The 14,384-nt window shown below is 67.2% G+C and carries 15 protein-coding genes; 12 read left to right on the forward strand and 3 right to left on the reverse strand.

Going from position 1 to position 14,384, the window contains the following annotated elements:
- Nucleotides 1–190 precede the first annotated feature (190 nt).
- From CFB45_RS17315 to CFB45_RS17340, 5 genes are all read left to right on the forward strand, one after another.
- On the forward strand, nucleotides 191–1,270 hold the full coding sequence (locus CFB45_RS17315; RefSeq protein WP_089426570.1) for a CobW family GTP-binding protein: 1,080 nt from the start codon (nucleotides 191–193) through the stop codon (nucleotides 1,268–1,270).
- Nucleotides 1,271–1,766: 496 nt separating this feature from the next.
- On the forward strand, nucleotides 1,767–2,183 hold the full coding sequence (gene dksA / locus CFB45_RS17325; RefSeq protein WP_006477498.1) for an RNA polymerase-binding protein DksA: 417 nt from the start codon (nucleotides 1,767–1,769) through the stop codon (nucleotides 2,181–2,183).
- Nucleotides 2,184–2,429: 246 nt separating this feature from the next.
- Entirely contained in the window at nucleotides 2,430–2,966 is a 537-nt protein-coding gene (gene hslV, locus CFB45_RS17330; protein ID WP_011353540.1) for an ATP-dependent protease subunit HslV, read from the forward strand.
- A 10-nt stretch (nucleotides 2,967–2,976) separates the two neighbouring features.
- Nucleotides 2,977–4,320, forward strand: a complete 1,344-nt coding sequence (gene hslU, locus CFB45_RS17335; protein ID WP_089426571.1) for an ATP-dependent protease ATPase subunit HslU — start codon at nucleotides 2,977–2,979, stop codon at nucleotides 4,318–4,320.
- Nucleotides 4,321–4,421: 101 nt separating this feature from the next.
- Nucleotides 4,422–4,850: a hypothetical protein gene (locus CFB45_RS17340; RefSeq protein ID WP_254600333.1), complete on the forward strand. Its 429-nt coding sequence runs from the start codon at nucleotides 4,422–4,424 to the stop codon at nucleotides 4,848–4,850.
- A 10-nt stretch (nucleotides 4,851–4,860) separates the two neighbouring features.
- Here the strand turns inward: CFB45_RS17340 and CFB45_RS17345 are convergent, their stop codons facing one another.
- The 3 genes from CFB45_RS17345 to CFB45_RS17355 form a co-directional block, all read right to left on the reverse strand.
- Nucleotides 4,861–5,403 carry a response regulator transcription factor gene (locus CFB45_RS17345; RefSeq protein WP_021156278.1) on the reverse strand — a complete coding sequence of 181 codons (543 nt, stop codon included), beginning with the start codon at nucleotides 5,401–5,403 and terminating at the stop codon, nucleotides 4,861–4,863.
- Between the two features lie 13 nt (nucleotides 5,404–5,416).
- Nucleotides 5,417–6,835, reverse strand: coding sequence for an ATP-binding protein (locus tag CFB45_RS17350; RefSeq protein ID WP_089426573.1), 1,419 nt, complete (start codon nucleotides 6,833–6,835; stop codon nucleotides 5,417–5,419).
- A gap of 92 nt (nucleotides 6,836–6,927) precedes the next feature.
- Nucleotides 6,928–7,152, reverse strand: a complete 225-nt coding sequence (locus tag CFB45_RS17355; protein ID WP_089426574.1) for a cysteine-rich CWC family protein — start codon at nucleotides 7,150–7,152, stop codon at nucleotides 6,928–6,930.
- A 306-nt stretch (nucleotides 7,153–7,458) separates the two neighbouring features.
- Between CFB45_RS17355 and argB the strand changes: the two genes are divergently transcribed.
- The 7 genes from argB (at nucleotide 7,459) to CFB45_RS17400 (ending at nucleotide 14,363) form a co-directional block, all read left to right on the forward strand.
- Nucleotides 7,459–8,358 carry an acetylglutamate kinase gene (gene argB, locus CFB45_RS17365; protein WP_006490510.1) on the forward strand — a complete coding sequence of 300 codons (900 nt, stop codon included), beginning with the start codon at nucleotides 7,459–7,461 and terminating at the stop codon, nucleotides 8,356–8,358.
- The gene (locus tag CFB45_RS17370; RefSeq protein WP_089426575.1) at nucleotides 8,355–9,146 is read left to right on the forward strand and encodes a pyrimidine 5'-nucleotidase; all 792 of its coding nucleotides are present in this window, start codon (nucleotides 8,355–8,357) and stop codon (nucleotides 9,144–9,146) included. Before argB ends, CFB45_RS17370 begins: the two co-directional genes overlap by 4 nt.
- Nucleotides 9,113–9,778 carry a nucleoid occlusion factor SlmA gene (gene slmA / locus CFB45_RS17375; RefSeq protein WP_089426576.1) on the forward strand — a complete coding sequence of 222 codons (666 nt, stop codon included), beginning with the start codon at nucleotides 9,113–9,115 and terminating at the stop codon, nucleotides 9,776–9,778. The genes CFB45_RS17370 and slmA overlap by 34 nt, the downstream gene beginning before the upstream one ends.
- 266 nt (nucleotides 9,779–10,044) lie before the next feature.
- On the forward strand, nucleotides 10,045–11,190 hold the full coding sequence (metX, locus tag CFB45_RS17385; protein ID WP_089426577.1) for a homoserine O-succinyltransferase MetX: 1,146 nt from the start codon (nucleotides 10,045–10,047) through the stop codon (nucleotides 11,188–11,190).
- Nucleotides 11,187–11,795, forward strand: coding sequence for a methionine biosynthesis protein MetW (gene metW, locus CFB45_RS17390; protein WP_006755281.1), 609 nt, complete (start codon nucleotides 11,187–11,189; stop codon nucleotides 11,793–11,795). The genes metX and metW overlap by 4 nt, the downstream gene beginning before the upstream one ends.
- 119 nt (nucleotides 11,796–11,914) lie before the next feature.
- Nucleotides 11,915–13,336 carry an AmpG family muropeptide MFS transporter gene (locus CFB45_RS17395; RefSeq protein ID WP_089426578.1) on the forward strand — a complete coding sequence of 474 codons (1,422 nt, stop codon included), beginning with the start codon at nucleotides 11,915–11,917 and terminating at the stop codon, nucleotides 13,334–13,336.
- Nucleotides 13,326–14,363 carry a M48 family metallopeptidase gene (locus CFB45_RS17400; RefSeq protein WP_089426674.1) on the forward strand — a complete coding sequence of 346 codons (1,038 nt, stop codon included), beginning with the start codon at nucleotides 13,326–13,328 and terminating at the stop codon, nucleotides 14,361–14,363. The genes CFB45_RS17395 and CFB45_RS17400 overlap by 11 nt, the downstream gene beginning before the upstream one ends.
- Nucleotides 14,364–14,384 lie beyond the last annotated feature (21 nt).

Below are 14,384 nucleotides of genomic sequence, written 5' to 3' on the forward strand. Positions count from 1 at the left end.
CTACGCGCGTAACCGTCCGCCGGCCGCGCCCGGGCGCCCGACGGATCAGCGCTCCCGCCTGTCGTTCGGACGACGGGCGAGGGCTTGACAGGTATGTTTCAATGGATGGTTGTGCGCCCCGGCTGGCAAAGCCCCGGGCGCGACGCACATCCTGGTTTTGACCCCGATTCACGAACCACAGGCGATTGACATGGCCACTCCCGTCACCATCCTCACCGGCTTCCTCGGCAGCGGCAAGACGACGCTGCTCAAGCGCATCCTGAACGAACAGCACGGCATGAAGATCGCCGTGATCGAGAACGAGTTCGGCGAAGAGAACATCGACAACGAAATCCTCATCCAGGATTCGAACGAGCAGATCATCCAGATGAGCAACGGCTGCATCTGCTGCACGATCCGCGGCGACCTCGCGCGCACGCTCGGCGAGCTCGCCGCGAAGAAGCGCGAAGGCAAGCTCGACTTCGACCGCATCGTGATCGAAACGACCGGCCTCGCGAACCCGGGCCCGGTCGCGCAAACCTTCTTCATCGACAGCGAGATCGCCGACGATTTCCTGCTCGACGCGGTCATCACGCTGGTCGACGCGAAGCACGCGAACGCGCAGCTCGACGAGCACGAAGTCGTGCAACGCCAGGTCGGCTTCGCCGATCGCCTGTTCATCACGAAGTCGGACCTGGTCGACGACCAGACGGTGGCCGGCCTCAAGCATCGCCTGATGCACATGAACCCGAAGGCCGCGATCAAGGTCGTGAACTTCGGCGAAGCGGACATCAAGGAAATCTTCGACCTGCGCGGCTTCAACCTGAACGCAAAGCTCGAGATCGACCCCGACTTCCTCGCCGAGGACGATCACGCGCACCACCACCACGATCACGACCATGATCACGATCACGCCAGTTGCGACCACGATCACGGTCAATGCACGCACGATCACGACCATGGCCACCACCATCACCACCACGCGCACCACGACGACAAGATCAAGTCGTTCGTGTACCGCAACGACCGCCCGTTCGACCCGAACAAGCTGGAAGACTTCCTCGGCGGCATCCTGCAGATCTACGGCGAGCGGATGCTGCGCTACAAGGGCGTGCTGTACATGAAGGGCGTCGACCGCAAGGTCGTGTTCCAGGGCGTGCACCAGATGATGGGCAGCGACCTCGCGTCGAAGTGGCTGCCGGTCGAGAAGAAGACCAACAAGATGGTGTTCATCGGCGTCGATCTGCCGCAGGACCTGATCACCGACGGCCTCGACGCCTGCCTCGCCTGACGCGCGCGGGCAACCGCCGCACACGCCGCCGCGAGGCCGCCTCGCAGGCGGCTGCGGCGGCCGCGGGGCGCCCTTTTCGGGCAGGGTTTCGCCGTCATCGCTTTTTCGCGATTTGCGCGTTATATTTTCTAGATATTGGCGCAGCCGACGGGGATCGACCCGATACGGCGCCCGCTTGCGATTCAGTTACAATACGTGCCCGCTGGAGTACGGCAACAAACAGGCCCGGTTCTTGCTGAACCAGTTTTCCGGGCATCGCAACCGCGCCGGATCGCCAATCCGCCTCCCGGCCGCGGCCGATGCGATGTGCCGCGCAGCACACCGGTTCGCAGCGCGCGCAACTCCGCGCCAGGCCTATCCTGGTATTTGAGAACCGGTTTTCCAGAGGCTTTCGGCCCCGCGGCGGCAAATCGCAAATGATTGCAAGGGCGGTTGCGGGTAATCCCAAAGTGCAGGCAATATCTATCGATTTGCCGCACATTGAAGAAGCAAGCAGATGACGAAGAAACTCTTGACCGAAGCCGAAATCCTGAAGATGAGCGACAAGGATTACATGAATGAGGATCAGCTCGCCTTCTTCAAAAATCGGCTCGAACAGTTGCAGGCGGACATCCTCAAGAATGCAGGCCAGACGACCGAGAACCTGCGCGAGACGGTGATCGTGCCCGATCCCGCCGATCGCGCGACGATCGAGGAAGAGCACGCGCTCGAACTGCGTACGCGCGATCGCGAACGCAAGCTCCTCAAGAAGGTTCAGCAGTCGCTCGCCCGCATCGATTCCGGCGATTACGGCTGGTGCGAGGAAACCGGCGAGCCGATCGGCATTCCGCGCCTGCTCGCGCGTCCGACCGCCACGCTGTCGCTCGAAGCGCAAGAGCGCCGCGAGCTGCGCCAGAAGCTGTTCGGCGACTGATCGAGCGGCGTTCCGCTCAGACACGCTGCTTCCCGAAAGCGCGCGGCCTGCCGCGCGCTTTTTGTTTTTCCGGCACCGGTTCCCCGCCGGCCGCCGGCCGCCGATTTGCCCACCCCGCCTCTTGATATCCCGGCGCCCGCCCTAAAATGAAACGGACGCGCGCCGGGCCGCTTCCCGGCGCACTGCGAGTTACGCGGCGGCGCCTCGCGCCCCCCGACTCTTCCCCGTTTTTCTCAAGGAACGCAGATGGAGCAATTTCACGGCACGACCATCGTTTCGGTCCGGCGCGGCGACAAGGTCGCGCTCGGCGGCGACGGCCAGGTAACCCTCGGCAACATCGTCATGAAGGGTGGCGCGCGGAAAGTGCGGCGGATCTACAACAACCAGGTGCTGGTCGGATTCGCGGGTGGCACCGCCGATGCGTTCTCGCTGCTCGACCGCTTCGAGGCGAAGCTCGAGAAGCACCAGGGCAACCTGACCCGTGCGGCCGTCGAGCTCGCGAAGGACTGGCGCACCGACCGGATGCTGCGTCGCCTCGAGGCGATGCTGATCACGGCCGACGCCACCACCACGCTCGTCATCACCGGCAACGGCGACGTGCTCGACCCCGAAGAAGGCATCTGCGCGATCGGCTCGGGCGGTGCGTATGCGCAGGCGGCAGCCCGCGCGCTCGCGGAGAACACCGAGCTGTCGCCGCGCGAGATCGTCGAGAAGTCGCTCGAGATTGCCGGCGACATGTGCATCTACACGAACCACAACCGCATCATCGAAACGATCGAGTAAGGACCGCACCATGAGCACCATGACCCCTGCCGAGATCGTCTCGGAACTCGACAAGCACATCATCGGCCAGGCGAAGGCGAAGAAGGCCGTCGCGGTCGCGCTGCGCAACCGCTGGCGCCGCCAGCAGGTCGCCGACCCGCTGCGCCAGGAAATCACGCCGAAGAACATCCTGATGATCGGGCCGACGGGTGTCGGCAAGACCGAAATCGCACGCCGCCTCGCGAAGCTCGCGGATGCGCCGTTCATCAAGATCGAAGCGACCAAGTTCACCGAAGTCGGCTATGTCGGCCGCGACGTCGACAGCATCGTGCGCGACCTGATCGAGATCTCGGTCAAGCAGACGCGTGAAACCGAGATGCGCAAGGTGCGCAGCAAGGCGACCGACCAGGCGGAAGACCGCATCCTCGATATCCTGCTGCCGCAACCGCGCGCGGTGGGCTTCGGCGGCAACGCCGAGCACGCGAACGACGACAACAACGTGACGCGCCAGACGTTCCGCAAGCGCCTGCGCGAAGGCCAGCTCGACGACAAGGAAGTCGAGCTCGATCTCGAGCAACCGTCGGCCGGCATGGACATCATGGCGCCGCCGGGGATGGAAGAGATGACCGAGCAGATCCGCTCGATGTTCTCGAACCTCGGCAGCGGCAAGAAGCAGCGCCGCAAGGTGAAAATCAAGGAAGCGCTGAAGCTGCTGACCGACGAGGAAGCGGCGAAGATGCTCAACGACGAGGAAGTGAAGACGAAGGCCGTACAGAACGTCGAGCAGAACGGCATCGTGTTCCTCGATGAGATCGACAAGATCACGTCGCGCAACAACGAAGGCAGCGGCGGTGAAGTGTCGCGCCAGGGCGTGCAGCGCGACCTGCTGCCGCTCGTCGAAGGCACGACGGTCAACACGAAGTACGGGATGGTGAAGACCGATCACATCCTGTTCATCGCGAGCGGCGCGTTCCACCTCGCGAAGCCGAGCGACCTGATTCCGGAACTGCAGGGCCGCTTCCCGATCCGCGTCGAGCTCGACTCGCTGTCGGTGAACGATTTCGAGGCGATCCTCGTCGCGACCGACGCAAGCCTCGTCAAGCAGTACCAGGCGCTGCTCGCGACCGAAGACGTGCAGCTCGAATTCGCCGACGACGGCATCCGCCGCCTCGCGGAGATTGCCTATTCGGTCAACGAGAAGACCGAGAACATCGGTGCGCGCCGGCTGTACACGGTGATCGAGAAGCTGCTCGAGGAAGTGTCGTTCTCGGCCGGCAACCATGCGGGCGAATGCGTGACGATCGACGCGAAGTATGTCGATCGCGCACTCGGCGAAGTGGCGCAGGACGAAGACCTGTCGCGCTACGTGCTGTAACGCGCGCGGCATCCGACGAAAAACGGGTGGCCCCTTACGGGGTCGCCCGTTTTTTCATGGCCATGCGATACGGCGCACGTACTGCCCCTGGAACGCGGTTGATGGCAAGCGCTTCGGTGCGTCCCTATAATCTGGACTCCTCTGGCTACGAACAGACGCGCCTCCGAATGACCATCTACCCGTCCATCGCCGGCCGAATCGTGCCGGCCCTGCGCACGCTCACGCGCGCCGACATCCTGTCGCTCATGCGCCGGATCAGGCGGGAGTCGCTGCGGCGCTACAACGTCGCGTTCGTACTCGCATGGCTGGGCACGCTGGCGGGTATCGCGCTCGCCAGCGTCGCGTTCAGCCTCGGCATCCAGTCCATCGCGACCGGGGTATCGGCGAAGCCGTGGCCGCTGGCCGTTCCGATCGTGATCGGCGGGTTCGCGCCATTTCTCGCGAACCTCGTCTACTCGGCGCTCATCGCGCGCCTGCTGAAACGCGAGATCGTCGCCTGCCTGTCGCGGGCCTCGAGCTCGCCCGCCTGACGCGCCCCGCTTACTGCCGCACCGGCTTCTTCGCGAGCTTGCGCTGCAGCGTGCGGCGATGCATGTTCAGCGCACGCGCGGTCGCTGAAATATTGTTGTTGTTCTCGGCCAGCACGCGCTGGATGTGCTCCCATTCGAGCCGGTCGACCGACAGCACGACCGGATTCTCGAGCGCTTCGTCGGCCTGCACTTCGGTCGCGTTGGTCTGCAACGCGGCGAGGATCGACTCGACGTTCGCGGGCTTCGCGAGATAGTTGTCGGCGCCCTCCTTCACCGCCTGCACGGCGGTCGCGATGCTCGCGTAGCCGGTCAGCACCAGGATCCGCGCGTCGGGCTGCAGGTCGCACAGCGGCGCGATCAGGCTCAGGCCCGAATCCTCGCCGAGATGCAGGTCGACGGTGATGAACTGGAACTTGCCGCCCGCGGCGAGCCGCAGCGCCGCCTCCTTGTCGTGCGCCTGCTGGACCGCGTAACCGCGCCGCTCGAGGCCGCGCGCGAGCGTGCCCGCGAACACCTCGTTGTCGTCGATCACCAGGAAATTGTTCTCGCTCATGTGGTTTCTCCGTCTACGTGTTGGTTGAGGCGGCCGCTGCCGCGACGCGCACGACCGGCAGCCGCAGCACGGCCCGCGTGCCGCGCGCGGCGGTCGCACCGGCCGGACGGCTGTCCGGCGTGCCGGTTGTCCGTTCGGCGCCGCGCTGGCCCGCGCGCTGTGCCGATCCCGCCGCGGCGTGACCATTCGCCGCACTGCCTGCCCGCCCGTTGCCGCCCGCCGCGCGCGGCACGACATCGGACAGTTCGATCTCGCCGCCGAGCCGCGCGGCCGCGCTGAACGCGAGATACAGGCCGACCCCGTGCCCGCCCTGCGTGCTGTCGACCGGCATCGCGCCGAGCGACTCGCGCAGCGAGGCCGGAATGCCGGGCCCGTCGTCGCATACCTCGAATTCGATCTTGTCGGCCGTGCCGGCGTGCGCGACCTTCGCGGCCAGCGTCACGCGCTGCGGGCTCGCGCGCGCGGCGTTGTCGAGCAGGATCGTCAGGATCTGGCCGGCCGCGACCGTGTCGTCGAGCGCGACGCCCGCCGGGCGCGCGCCGAGCAATTCGAACTGCACGTGCGGATGCCGCAGGCGCCAGTGCTCGACGAACGTGTCGAGCCAGTCGTCCACCGGCTGGCGGCTCGCGGGCGCGCTCGCGCGGCTGCGCAGGCGCGCGAGCGCCGACGTGCAGAGCGTCATCTGCTCCTCGAGCACCTTCAGGTCGGCCTCGTAGCGGGCCAGCCCCGGATCGTCGCGGGCCGCGTCGCGCAGCTCTTCGGCGAGCATCGCGATCGTCGACAGCGGCGTGCCCATCTCGTGCGCGACGGTGGCGGCCTGCACGCCGAGCGCGACCGCCCGCTCGTCGCGCAGCAGGTGCTGCTGCGCCTCGCCGAGCGCCGCATCGCGCTGGCGCAGCGCATTCGACATGCGCGCGACGAACCACGCGATCAGCCCGACGCTGACCATGAAGTTCGCCCACATCCCGGTACGGTAGTAGTCGAACAGGTTCGCGGGATTGTCCATGTTGAGCGGCACCGAGTCGAAGCCGAGCGCCGCGTAGCACGCGACCGCGAACGCCGCGAGCCAGATCATCAGGTGCCACGGCAGCACGGCCGCCGCGATCGCGAGCGAAGGCAGGTACAGCGACACGAACGGATTGGTCGTGCCGCCCGACAGGAACAGCAGCGCGGACAGCGCGCCGAGGTCGACCCACAATTGGCCGAGCAGCTCGAAATTGGTCTCGGGCCGCGCGCGCAGCACGCGCACCCAGGTCAGCGCGTTGAAAACGATTTCGAGCGCGATGACCATCAGCATCGCCGGCAACGGCAGATGCACGCCGAAATAGGTCTGCACGACGCCGATCGTCACGAGCTGGCCGATGATCGCGAGATTGCGGAGCCAGAACAGGTGACTGAGGTTGACGCGCCCGGTGGTGGTGATTCGTTGCATCCGCGCAGTTTACCCGTTTAGCGGGCGGCGCCTCTAGCGGGGCCGGATCGGCACGCGGCGAACGGGACGCCCCACGTGCGCGGCCGATGCGGTCAGCCGGCCGCGCCGGCCATCCGCTGCGCGATCTCGTCGGCCAGGCACTCGGGGCAGCGGCAGCGTGCGCCGGCCGCGGGCGGCGTACCGCCGGGCAAGACCGGCATCGACGCGCACCAGCATTCGAACGGCTGCGTGCGGGCGCCGCAGTCGAAGCTGCGCCCGCAGTGCGGGCAGCGCGCGCGGCGCGGGGCGGAACGGGCGTCGGCGGCGGAATCGGTCATGGCTAAAGCGCTCGAGCGGGCGGGAAGCCGCCCTACGCGACAAGCATAGCGCGGCGAACGGATTTTGCACGCCGGCCGTTCGGCCGAGGGCCATTTCCAATGCACGCGAACCACCTCGCCGCCACCGCCCGCGCAGCACTGCCCGTCGCGCGGCACACATCGCGCCGCGCCATAGCCGGCGGGCCGCCGCGCGCGGTGCGCGGGCCGCGCCGCCGGTGTTCCGGCCCGTCCAAAAACCCGATGCTGCGCTGCGCCACTCCTGTACAATTCGCCGTGTTTCAACCGTTCCCAGCCAGAGCCGCCGCCATGTCCGAGCCCATCGACCTCTCGCAGATCGCCCCCACGCTGAAAGCAGAAATCCTCGCCGAGGCACTGCCGTACATTCGCCGTTACCACGGCAAGACCGTGGTCATCAAATACGGCGGCAACGCGATGACGGAAGAGCGGCTCAAGCAAGGCTTCGCGCGCGACGTGATCCTGCTGAAACTGGTCGGCATCAATCCGGTGATCGTCCACGGCGGCGGTCCGCAGATCGATCACGCACTGAAGAAGATCGGCAAGGCCGGCACCTTCATCCAGGGCATGCGCGTCACCGACGAAGAGACGATGGAAGTCGTCGAATGGGTGCTGGGCGGCGAAGTGCAGCAGGACATCGTGATGCTGATCAACCACTTCGGCGGCCACGCGGTGGGCCTGACGGGCAAGGACGGCGGCCTGATCCACGCGCGCAAGCTGCTGATGCCGGACCGCGACAACCCGGGCCAGTACATCGACATCGGCCAGGTCGGCGAAGTCGAGGCGATCAACCCGGCAGTCGTGAAGGCGCTGCAGGACGACGCGTTCATCCCGGTGATCTCGCCGATCGGCTTCGGTGAAGACGGCCTGTCGTACAACATCAACGCCGACCTCGTCGCGGGCAAGCTCGCCACCGTGCTGAACGCCGAGAAGCTGCTGATGATGACCAACATCCCGGGCGTGATGGACAAGGACGGCAACCTGCTGACCGACCTGTCCGCGCGCGAGATCGATGCGCTGTTCGAAGACGGCACGATCTCCGGCGGCATGCTGCCGAAGATCTCGTCGGCGCTCGACGCCGCGAAGAGCGGCGTGAAGTCGGTGCACATCGTCGACGGCCGGATCGAGCACTCGGTACTGCTGGAAATCCTGACCGAGCAGCCGTTCGGCACGATGATCCGCTCGCATTGAGCAAGCGCAGCAAGACCGCCACACCCGACTTGCCGGCCCCGCTGCGGCGCCGGCGCGTGTCGCGCAGCCGGCCCCGCGCCGGCGCGCCGGTGTGGCTGTTCGATCTCGACAATACCCTTCACCACGCATCGCACGCGATCTTTCCCGAGATCAACCGCGCGATGACGCAGTACATCATCGATGCGCTGCAGGTCGAGCGCGCCGAAGCCGACCGCCTGCGCACCGGCTACACCGAGCGCTACGGCGCCGCGCTGCTCGGCCTCACGCGCCATCATCCGATCGACCCGCACGACTTCCTGCGCGTCGTCCACACGTTTTCCGACCTGCCGGCGATGGTGCGCGCCGAGCGCGGCCTCGCGCGCATCGTCGCCGCGCTGCCGGGCCGCAAGCTGATCCTGACCAACGCGCCGGAGAACTATGCACGCGCGGTGCTGCGCGAGCTGCGCATCGAGCGGCTGTTCGAGCGCGTGATCGCGATCGAGCACATGCGCGACCGCCGCACGTGGCGCGCGAAGCCCGATCACACGATGCTGCGCCGGACGCTGCGCGCCGCGAACGCACGCATGGCCGATGCGATCCTCGTCGAGGATACGCGCGGCCACCTGAAGCGCTACAAGCGTCTCGGCATCGGTACGGTGTGGATCACCGGCCACCTGCCCGGCCATCTGCCGGTTACCGGACGCCCGCACTATGTCGATCAGCGCATTCGTTCGTTAAAATCGCTGCGACTGGGCACACGATCGGGGCGACAAAAATGCAGCCGACTTACCCGCAGGACCAAGCCGTAAAGGAAGACCAGGCCACATCGTCCCGCCCGCGCCCGAAACCGGGCGAGCGGCGCGTGATGATCCTGCAGACGCTCGCGGCGATGCTCGAGGCGCCGAAACCCGAGAAAATCACGACCGCCGCGCTCGCGGCCCGGCTCGACGTGTCGGAAGCCGCGCTGTACCGGCACTTCACCAGCAAGGCGAAGATGTACGAAGGGCTGATCGAGTTCATCGAGCAGGCGCTGTTCGGGCTCGTGAACCAGATCGTCGCGAAGGAGCCGAACGGCGTGCAGCAGGCGCGCACGATCGCGCTGACGATGCTCAACTTCGCCGCGAAGAACCCGGGCATGACACGCGTGCTGACCGGCGAGGCGCTGGTCGGCGAGGACGAGCGGCTGACCGAACGCGTGAACCAGCTGCTCGACCGCATCGAGGCGACCGTCAAGCAATGCCTGCGCGTCGCGCGCACGGAGGCGAACGCGCCGCAGGACGGCGCGACACCGTTCGTGCTGCCGGCCGACTACGATCCGGCCGCCCGCGCAAGCCTGCTCGTGAGCTACGTGATCGGCCGGTGGCATCGCTTCGCGAAGGGCGGGTTCCAGAAACCGCCGGGCGAGCAGGCCGACGCGCATTTGCGGCTGATCCTGCAGTGAGATGACGCCGGCGCGACGCCCTGCCCGCGCGCCTGAATCCGCGCTCCGCAATTTCCGCTATACTTTGCCGACTGTCGCCCCTCGGGCGGCAGCCAGACACGCGCCGATTTGCTGACTCGATTGCGGGCGCGCGAACCAGCCAGGGCCTTGATTCGTCCTCGCCCCGGCGGTTCACTACAAATGCGGCTAAAGAGGTCGTCAGCCGCGCATCTCCGACTCCGCGCATCGCCGACACCATTTAGCTGCCCAGTCATAAGGCGGAACGAATGGAATCGATCGGCATCGTCGCTCCACAGACCATGCACTTCGCCGAACCGCTGCGCTTGCAAAGCGGCAGCGTGCTCGGCAACTATCAGCTCGTCGTCGAGACGTACGGCGAACTCAACGCCGCGCGCTCGAACGCGGTGCTCGTCTGCCACGCGCTCAACGCGTCGCACCACGTCGCCGGCGTCTACGCGGACGATCCGCGCAGCACCGGCTGGTGGGACAACATGGTCGGCCCGGGCAAGCCGCTCGACACCAACCGCTTCTTCGTGATCGGCGTGAACAACCTCGGCTCGTGCTTCGGCTCGACCGGCCCGATGAGCGTCGACCCGTCGTCCGGCAAGCCGTACGGCGCGAGCTTCCCGGTCGTCACCGTCGAGGACTGGGTGCACGCGCAGGCGCGCGTCGCGGATGCATTCGGCATCGAGCGCTTCGCCGCGGTGATGGGCGGCAGCCTCGGCGGGATGCAGGCGCTCGCGTGGAGCCTGATGTATCCGGAGCGCGTCGCGCACTGCATCGACATCGCGTCGACGCCGAAGCTGTCCGCGCAGAACATCGCGTTCAACGAGGTCGCGCGCTCGGCGATCCTGTCCGATCCCGATTTCCACGGCGGCGACTACTACGCGCACGGCGTGAAGCCGAAGCGCGGCCTGCGCGTCGCGCGGATGATCGGCCACATCACGTACCTGTCCGACGACGACATGGCCGAGAAATTCGGCCGTGCGCTGCGCCGCGCCGACGGCGCGCTCGACGCGTACAACTTCAGCTTCGACGTCGAGTTCGAGGTCGAGTCGTACCTGCGCTACCAGGGCGACAAGTTCGCCGACTACTTCGACGCGAACACCTACCTGCTGATCACGCGCGCGCTCGACTACTTCGACCCGGCCAAGGCGTTCGACGGCAACCTGAAGGCCGCGCTCGCGCACACGCAGGCGAAATACCTGATCGCGAGCTTCTCGACCGACTGGCGTTTCGCGCCGGCCCGCTCGCGCGAGATCGTGAAGGCGCTGCTCGACAACAAGCGCACGGTCAGCTACGCGGAAATCGACGCGCCGCACGGCCACGACGCGTTCCTGCTCGACGACGCGCGCTATCACAACCTGATCCGCGCGTATTACGAACGAATCGCCACCGAGGTGGGCGCATGAACCAGCAAGCGCTGAATTCCCTGTCCGCGCGCGCGGACTTCCGCACGATCGCGCGCTGGGTCGAACCGCGCTCGACGGTGCTCGACCTCGGCTGCGGCGACGGCTCGCTGCTCGCGCTGCTGATGGAAGAACTGGACGTGACCGGCTACGGGATCGAGCTGAACGACGCGGGCGTGCTCGCGAGCGCGAAGAACGGCATCAACGTGATCCAGCAGAACCTGGAAGACGGCCTGCGCCTGTTCGAGGACCACAGCTTCGACATCGCGATCCTGTCGCAGACGTTGCAGACGATCCACCAGACGGCCGCGATCCTGCGCGAAACCGCGCGGGTCGGGCGCGAGTGCATCGTGTCGTTCCCGAACTTCGGCTACTGGCCGCACCGGCTGTCGGTGCTGAACGGCCGGATGCCGGTGTCGAAGTCGCTGCCTTACCAGTGGCACAACACACCGAACGTCCGGGTGCTGACGATCGAGGATTTCGAGGCGCTCGCGCCCGAAGTCGGCGTGACGATCCTCGACCGCGTGGTGCTGCACGAAGGCCAACCGATTCGATGGGGAGCGAACTGGCGTGGTAGTCTTGCTGTCTACCGCGTCAAGCGCAGCTGAGCCGGGGAGCCGTTGACGGACGCCGTCGGCCTGCACGCACGTGCGGCCGAGCCGCTGCGCGACCCGCGCCACCGCCTGCGCTGCCGCCGCAATCAGTCAACGCTATCCAGTTCCAGTCCATGTCGAAAACGCCACACGAGGCGCCCGCACTCACCGCTCACGAGGATCACCCCGGCTGGCGAGCCTACCTGAACACGCACATGCTGATCTGCGTGTTCCTGGGCTTCACGTCGGGTCTGCCCCTCTTCACGCTCGTCTACCTCGTACAGGCCTGGCTGCGCTCCGAGGGCGTGAACCTGAAGGAAATCGGCCTGTTCGCGCTGATCCAGTTCCCGTACACGTGGAAGTTCCTGTGGGCGCCGCTGATGGACCGCTACGTCCCGCGCCTGCCCGGCTGGCGGCCGGGCCGCCGGCGCGGCTGGCTGCTGCTCACGCAGCTGCTGGTCGCGGGCGCGATCGCCGCGCTCGGCTTCGTGTCGCCGCGCGACTCGATCTGGACGGTCGCCGCGCTCACCACGCTCGTCGCGTTCTTTGGCGCAAGCGCCGACATCGTGATCGACGCCTATCGCCGCGAGCTGCTGCGCGACACCGAGCAGGGCCTCGGCAACGCGATCCACGTGAACGCGTACAAGCTCGCCGCGCTAATCCCCGGCTCGCTGGCGCTGATCCTGTCCGACCACCTGCCGTGGGACGTCGTGTTCGCGCTCACCGGCGCGTTCATGCTGCCGGGCATCCTGATGACGCTCGTCGTGCGCGAACCCGAAGTGATCGGCGCGCCGCCGCGCAACCTGCGCGACGCGATCGTGCTGCCGTTCCGCGAATTCATCCAGCGCGACGGCTGGGCCGGCGCGCTGCTCGTCATCGCGTTCATCTTCCTGTTCAAGATCGGCGACACGATGGCCACCACGCTGTCGACGTCGTTTTTCCTCGACATCGGCTTCTCGCGCACCGAGATCGGCATCGTCGCGAAGACCACCGCGCTCGTCGCGAGCGTGGCCGGCGGGATCATCGGCGGCGTCTGGCTCGTGAAGATCGGCATCGGCCGCGGGCTGTGGATCTTCGGCGCGCTGCAGATGGTGTCGACGCTCGGCTTCGCGTGGCTCGCGCAGCTCGGCCCCGGCTCGCCCGTGCTCGCAGTGCTCTACGACTTCACCGTATCGACGAGCCATGCGATCGCGTCAGTGCTGTCGGTGTTCGGCATCGCGGTCACCCCGCAATTCAGCCCGATGACCGTTGCGCTCGCGCTCGTCTACGGCGTCGAAACCTTCACCACCGGCCTGACGATGGCCGCGTTCGTCGCGTACATCGCGAGCACGACCGACCCGCGCTATACGGCCACGCAGTTCGCGCTGTTCACGAGCCTCGCGTCGGTGCCGCGCACGCTCGCGTCGGCCGCGAGCGGCTTCATCGTCGCGAAGATCGGCTGGTTCGACTACTTCATCGTGTGCACCGCGCTCGCGATTCCCGGCATGCTGCTGCTGTTCAAGATCGCGCCGTGGAACGGGACCGCACGCAATGGCGAGGCCAGCCGTGCGCAGTAACGCCCTGCACCGCCTCGCGCGCGTTGCGGCTTCGTTGAGCGTCGGCGCCGCGGCGCTCGCCGCGGGGTTCGCCCATGCGACCGACACCGCCGCGGGCTCCGCGCCGGCCGCGGCTTCACCGCCGGCAAATTCAACGCCCGCCGCCCCCGCCCAGCCGGCCACCGCCGAACCCGCGCAGCCGACCGGCGCCGCCGCGTCGACGAAGGCGTATGCGCAGACCTCGCAGCAGATCCGCTACGGCGACACCATTGCCTTTCGCACGCTGATTCCGTCGCCGCTGCTCGAGCAGCTCACCGCGAACGAATACGCGCAGATCGTGCAGGCCGCCGCCGACAGCAACCGCCTGCTGCCGGCGAACCAGCCGCGCGTGAAGCGCCTGCGCGCGATCGTCGCGAAGCTCGCGCCGTATTCGGTGAAATGGAACGACCGCGTGAAGAGCTGGGCGTGGGACGTCAACGCGATCCGCTCGCGCGACATTCGCCTGACCTGCCTGCCGGGCGGCAAGGTGCTCGTGTACGGCGGCCTGCTCGACCGCGTCCGCCTGAACGACGACGAGCTCGGCGTGCTGCTCGCGCACGGCATCGCGCATGCGCTGCGCGAACACGCGCGCAGCAACTTCAGCGCGACTTCGCAGACGTCGCTGCGCGCGGCCGCGTTGCCGCCGCTGTTCGGCGTCGGCGAACCGCTGCCGCAGGCACTGAACCTCGGCGAACGCCTGCAGTCGCTCCACTACGACCCGACCGACGAGACCGAAGCCGACGTAATCGGCGGCGACATCGCCGCACGCGCGGGCTTCGATCCGCGCGCGGCGATCACGCTGTGGGACAAGCTCGCGGTCGCGACACGCGGCAACAAGGCAACGGGCTTCATCTACACGCACCCGTACAGCACCGCCCGCCGCCAGGACCTGCTGAACCGCCTGCCGGATCTCATGCCGCTGTACGCGAAGGCGGTGGGCAAGCGCGTCGACACGCTGCCCGACTACGCGGGTATCAGCGCACAGCGCCGCAAGGTCGTGCGGCGCTGAGCGCCACGCGCGGCCGATCGC

The sequence above is a fragment of the Burkholderia sp. HI2500 genome (assembly GCF_002223055.1).
Classification (GTDB): domain Bacteria; phylum Pseudomonadota; class Gammaproteobacteria; order Burkholderiales; family Burkholderiaceae; genus Burkholderia.

Excerpts from the sequence above, each read along its gene's own strand:
- CFB45_RS17315 (WP_089426570.1), top strand. The coding sequence starts at position 191 with ATGGCCACTCCCGTCACCATCCTCACCGGCTTCCTCGGCAGCGGCAAG.
- dksA (WP_006477498.1), top strand. The coding sequence starts at position 1,767 with ATGACGAAGAAACTCTTGACCGAAGCCGAAATCCTGAAGATGAGCGAC.
- hslV (WP_011353540.1), top strand. The coding sequence starts at position 2,430 with ATGGAGCAATTTCACGGCACGACCATCGTTTCGGTCCGGCGCGGCGAC.
- hslU (WP_089426571.1), top strand. The coding sequence starts at position 2,977 with ATGAGCACCATGACCCCTGCCGAGATCGTCTCGGAACTCGACAAGCAC.
- CFB45_RS17340 (WP_254600333.1), top strand. The coding sequence starts at position 4,422 with ATGGCAAGCGCTTCGGTGCGTCCCTATAATCTGGACTCCTCTGGCTAC.
- CFB45_RS17345 (WP_021156278.1), bottom strand. The coding sequence starts at position 5,403 with ATGAGCGAGAACAATTTCCTGGTGATCGACGACAACGAGGTGTTCGCG.
- CFB45_RS17350 (WP_089426573.1), bottom strand. The coding sequence starts at position 6,835 with ATGCAACGAATCACCACCACCGGGCGCGTCAACCTCAGTCACCTGTTC.
- CFB45_RS17355 (WP_089426574.1), bottom strand. The coding sequence starts at position 7,152 with ATGACCGATTCCGCCGCCGACGCCCGTTCCGCCCCGCGCCGCGCGCGC.
- argB (WP_006490510.1), top strand. The coding sequence starts at position 7,459 with ATGTCCGAGCCCATCGACCTCTCGCAGATCGCCCCCACGCTGAAAGCA.
- slmA (WP_089426576.1), top strand. The coding sequence starts at position 9,113 with ATGCAGCCGACTTACCCGCAGGACCAAGCCGTAAAGGAAGACCAGGCC.
- metX (WP_089426577.1), top strand. The coding sequence starts at position 10,045 with ATGGAATCGATCGGCATCGTCGCTCCACAGACCATGCACTTCGCCGAA.
- metW (WP_006755281.1), top strand. The coding sequence starts at position 11,187 with ATGAACCAGCAAGCGCTGAATTCCCTGTCCGCGCGCGCGGACTTCCGC.
- CFB45_RS17395 (WP_089426578.1), top strand. The coding sequence starts at position 11,915 with ATGTCGAAAACGCCACACGAGGCGCCCGCACTCACCGCTCACGAGGAT.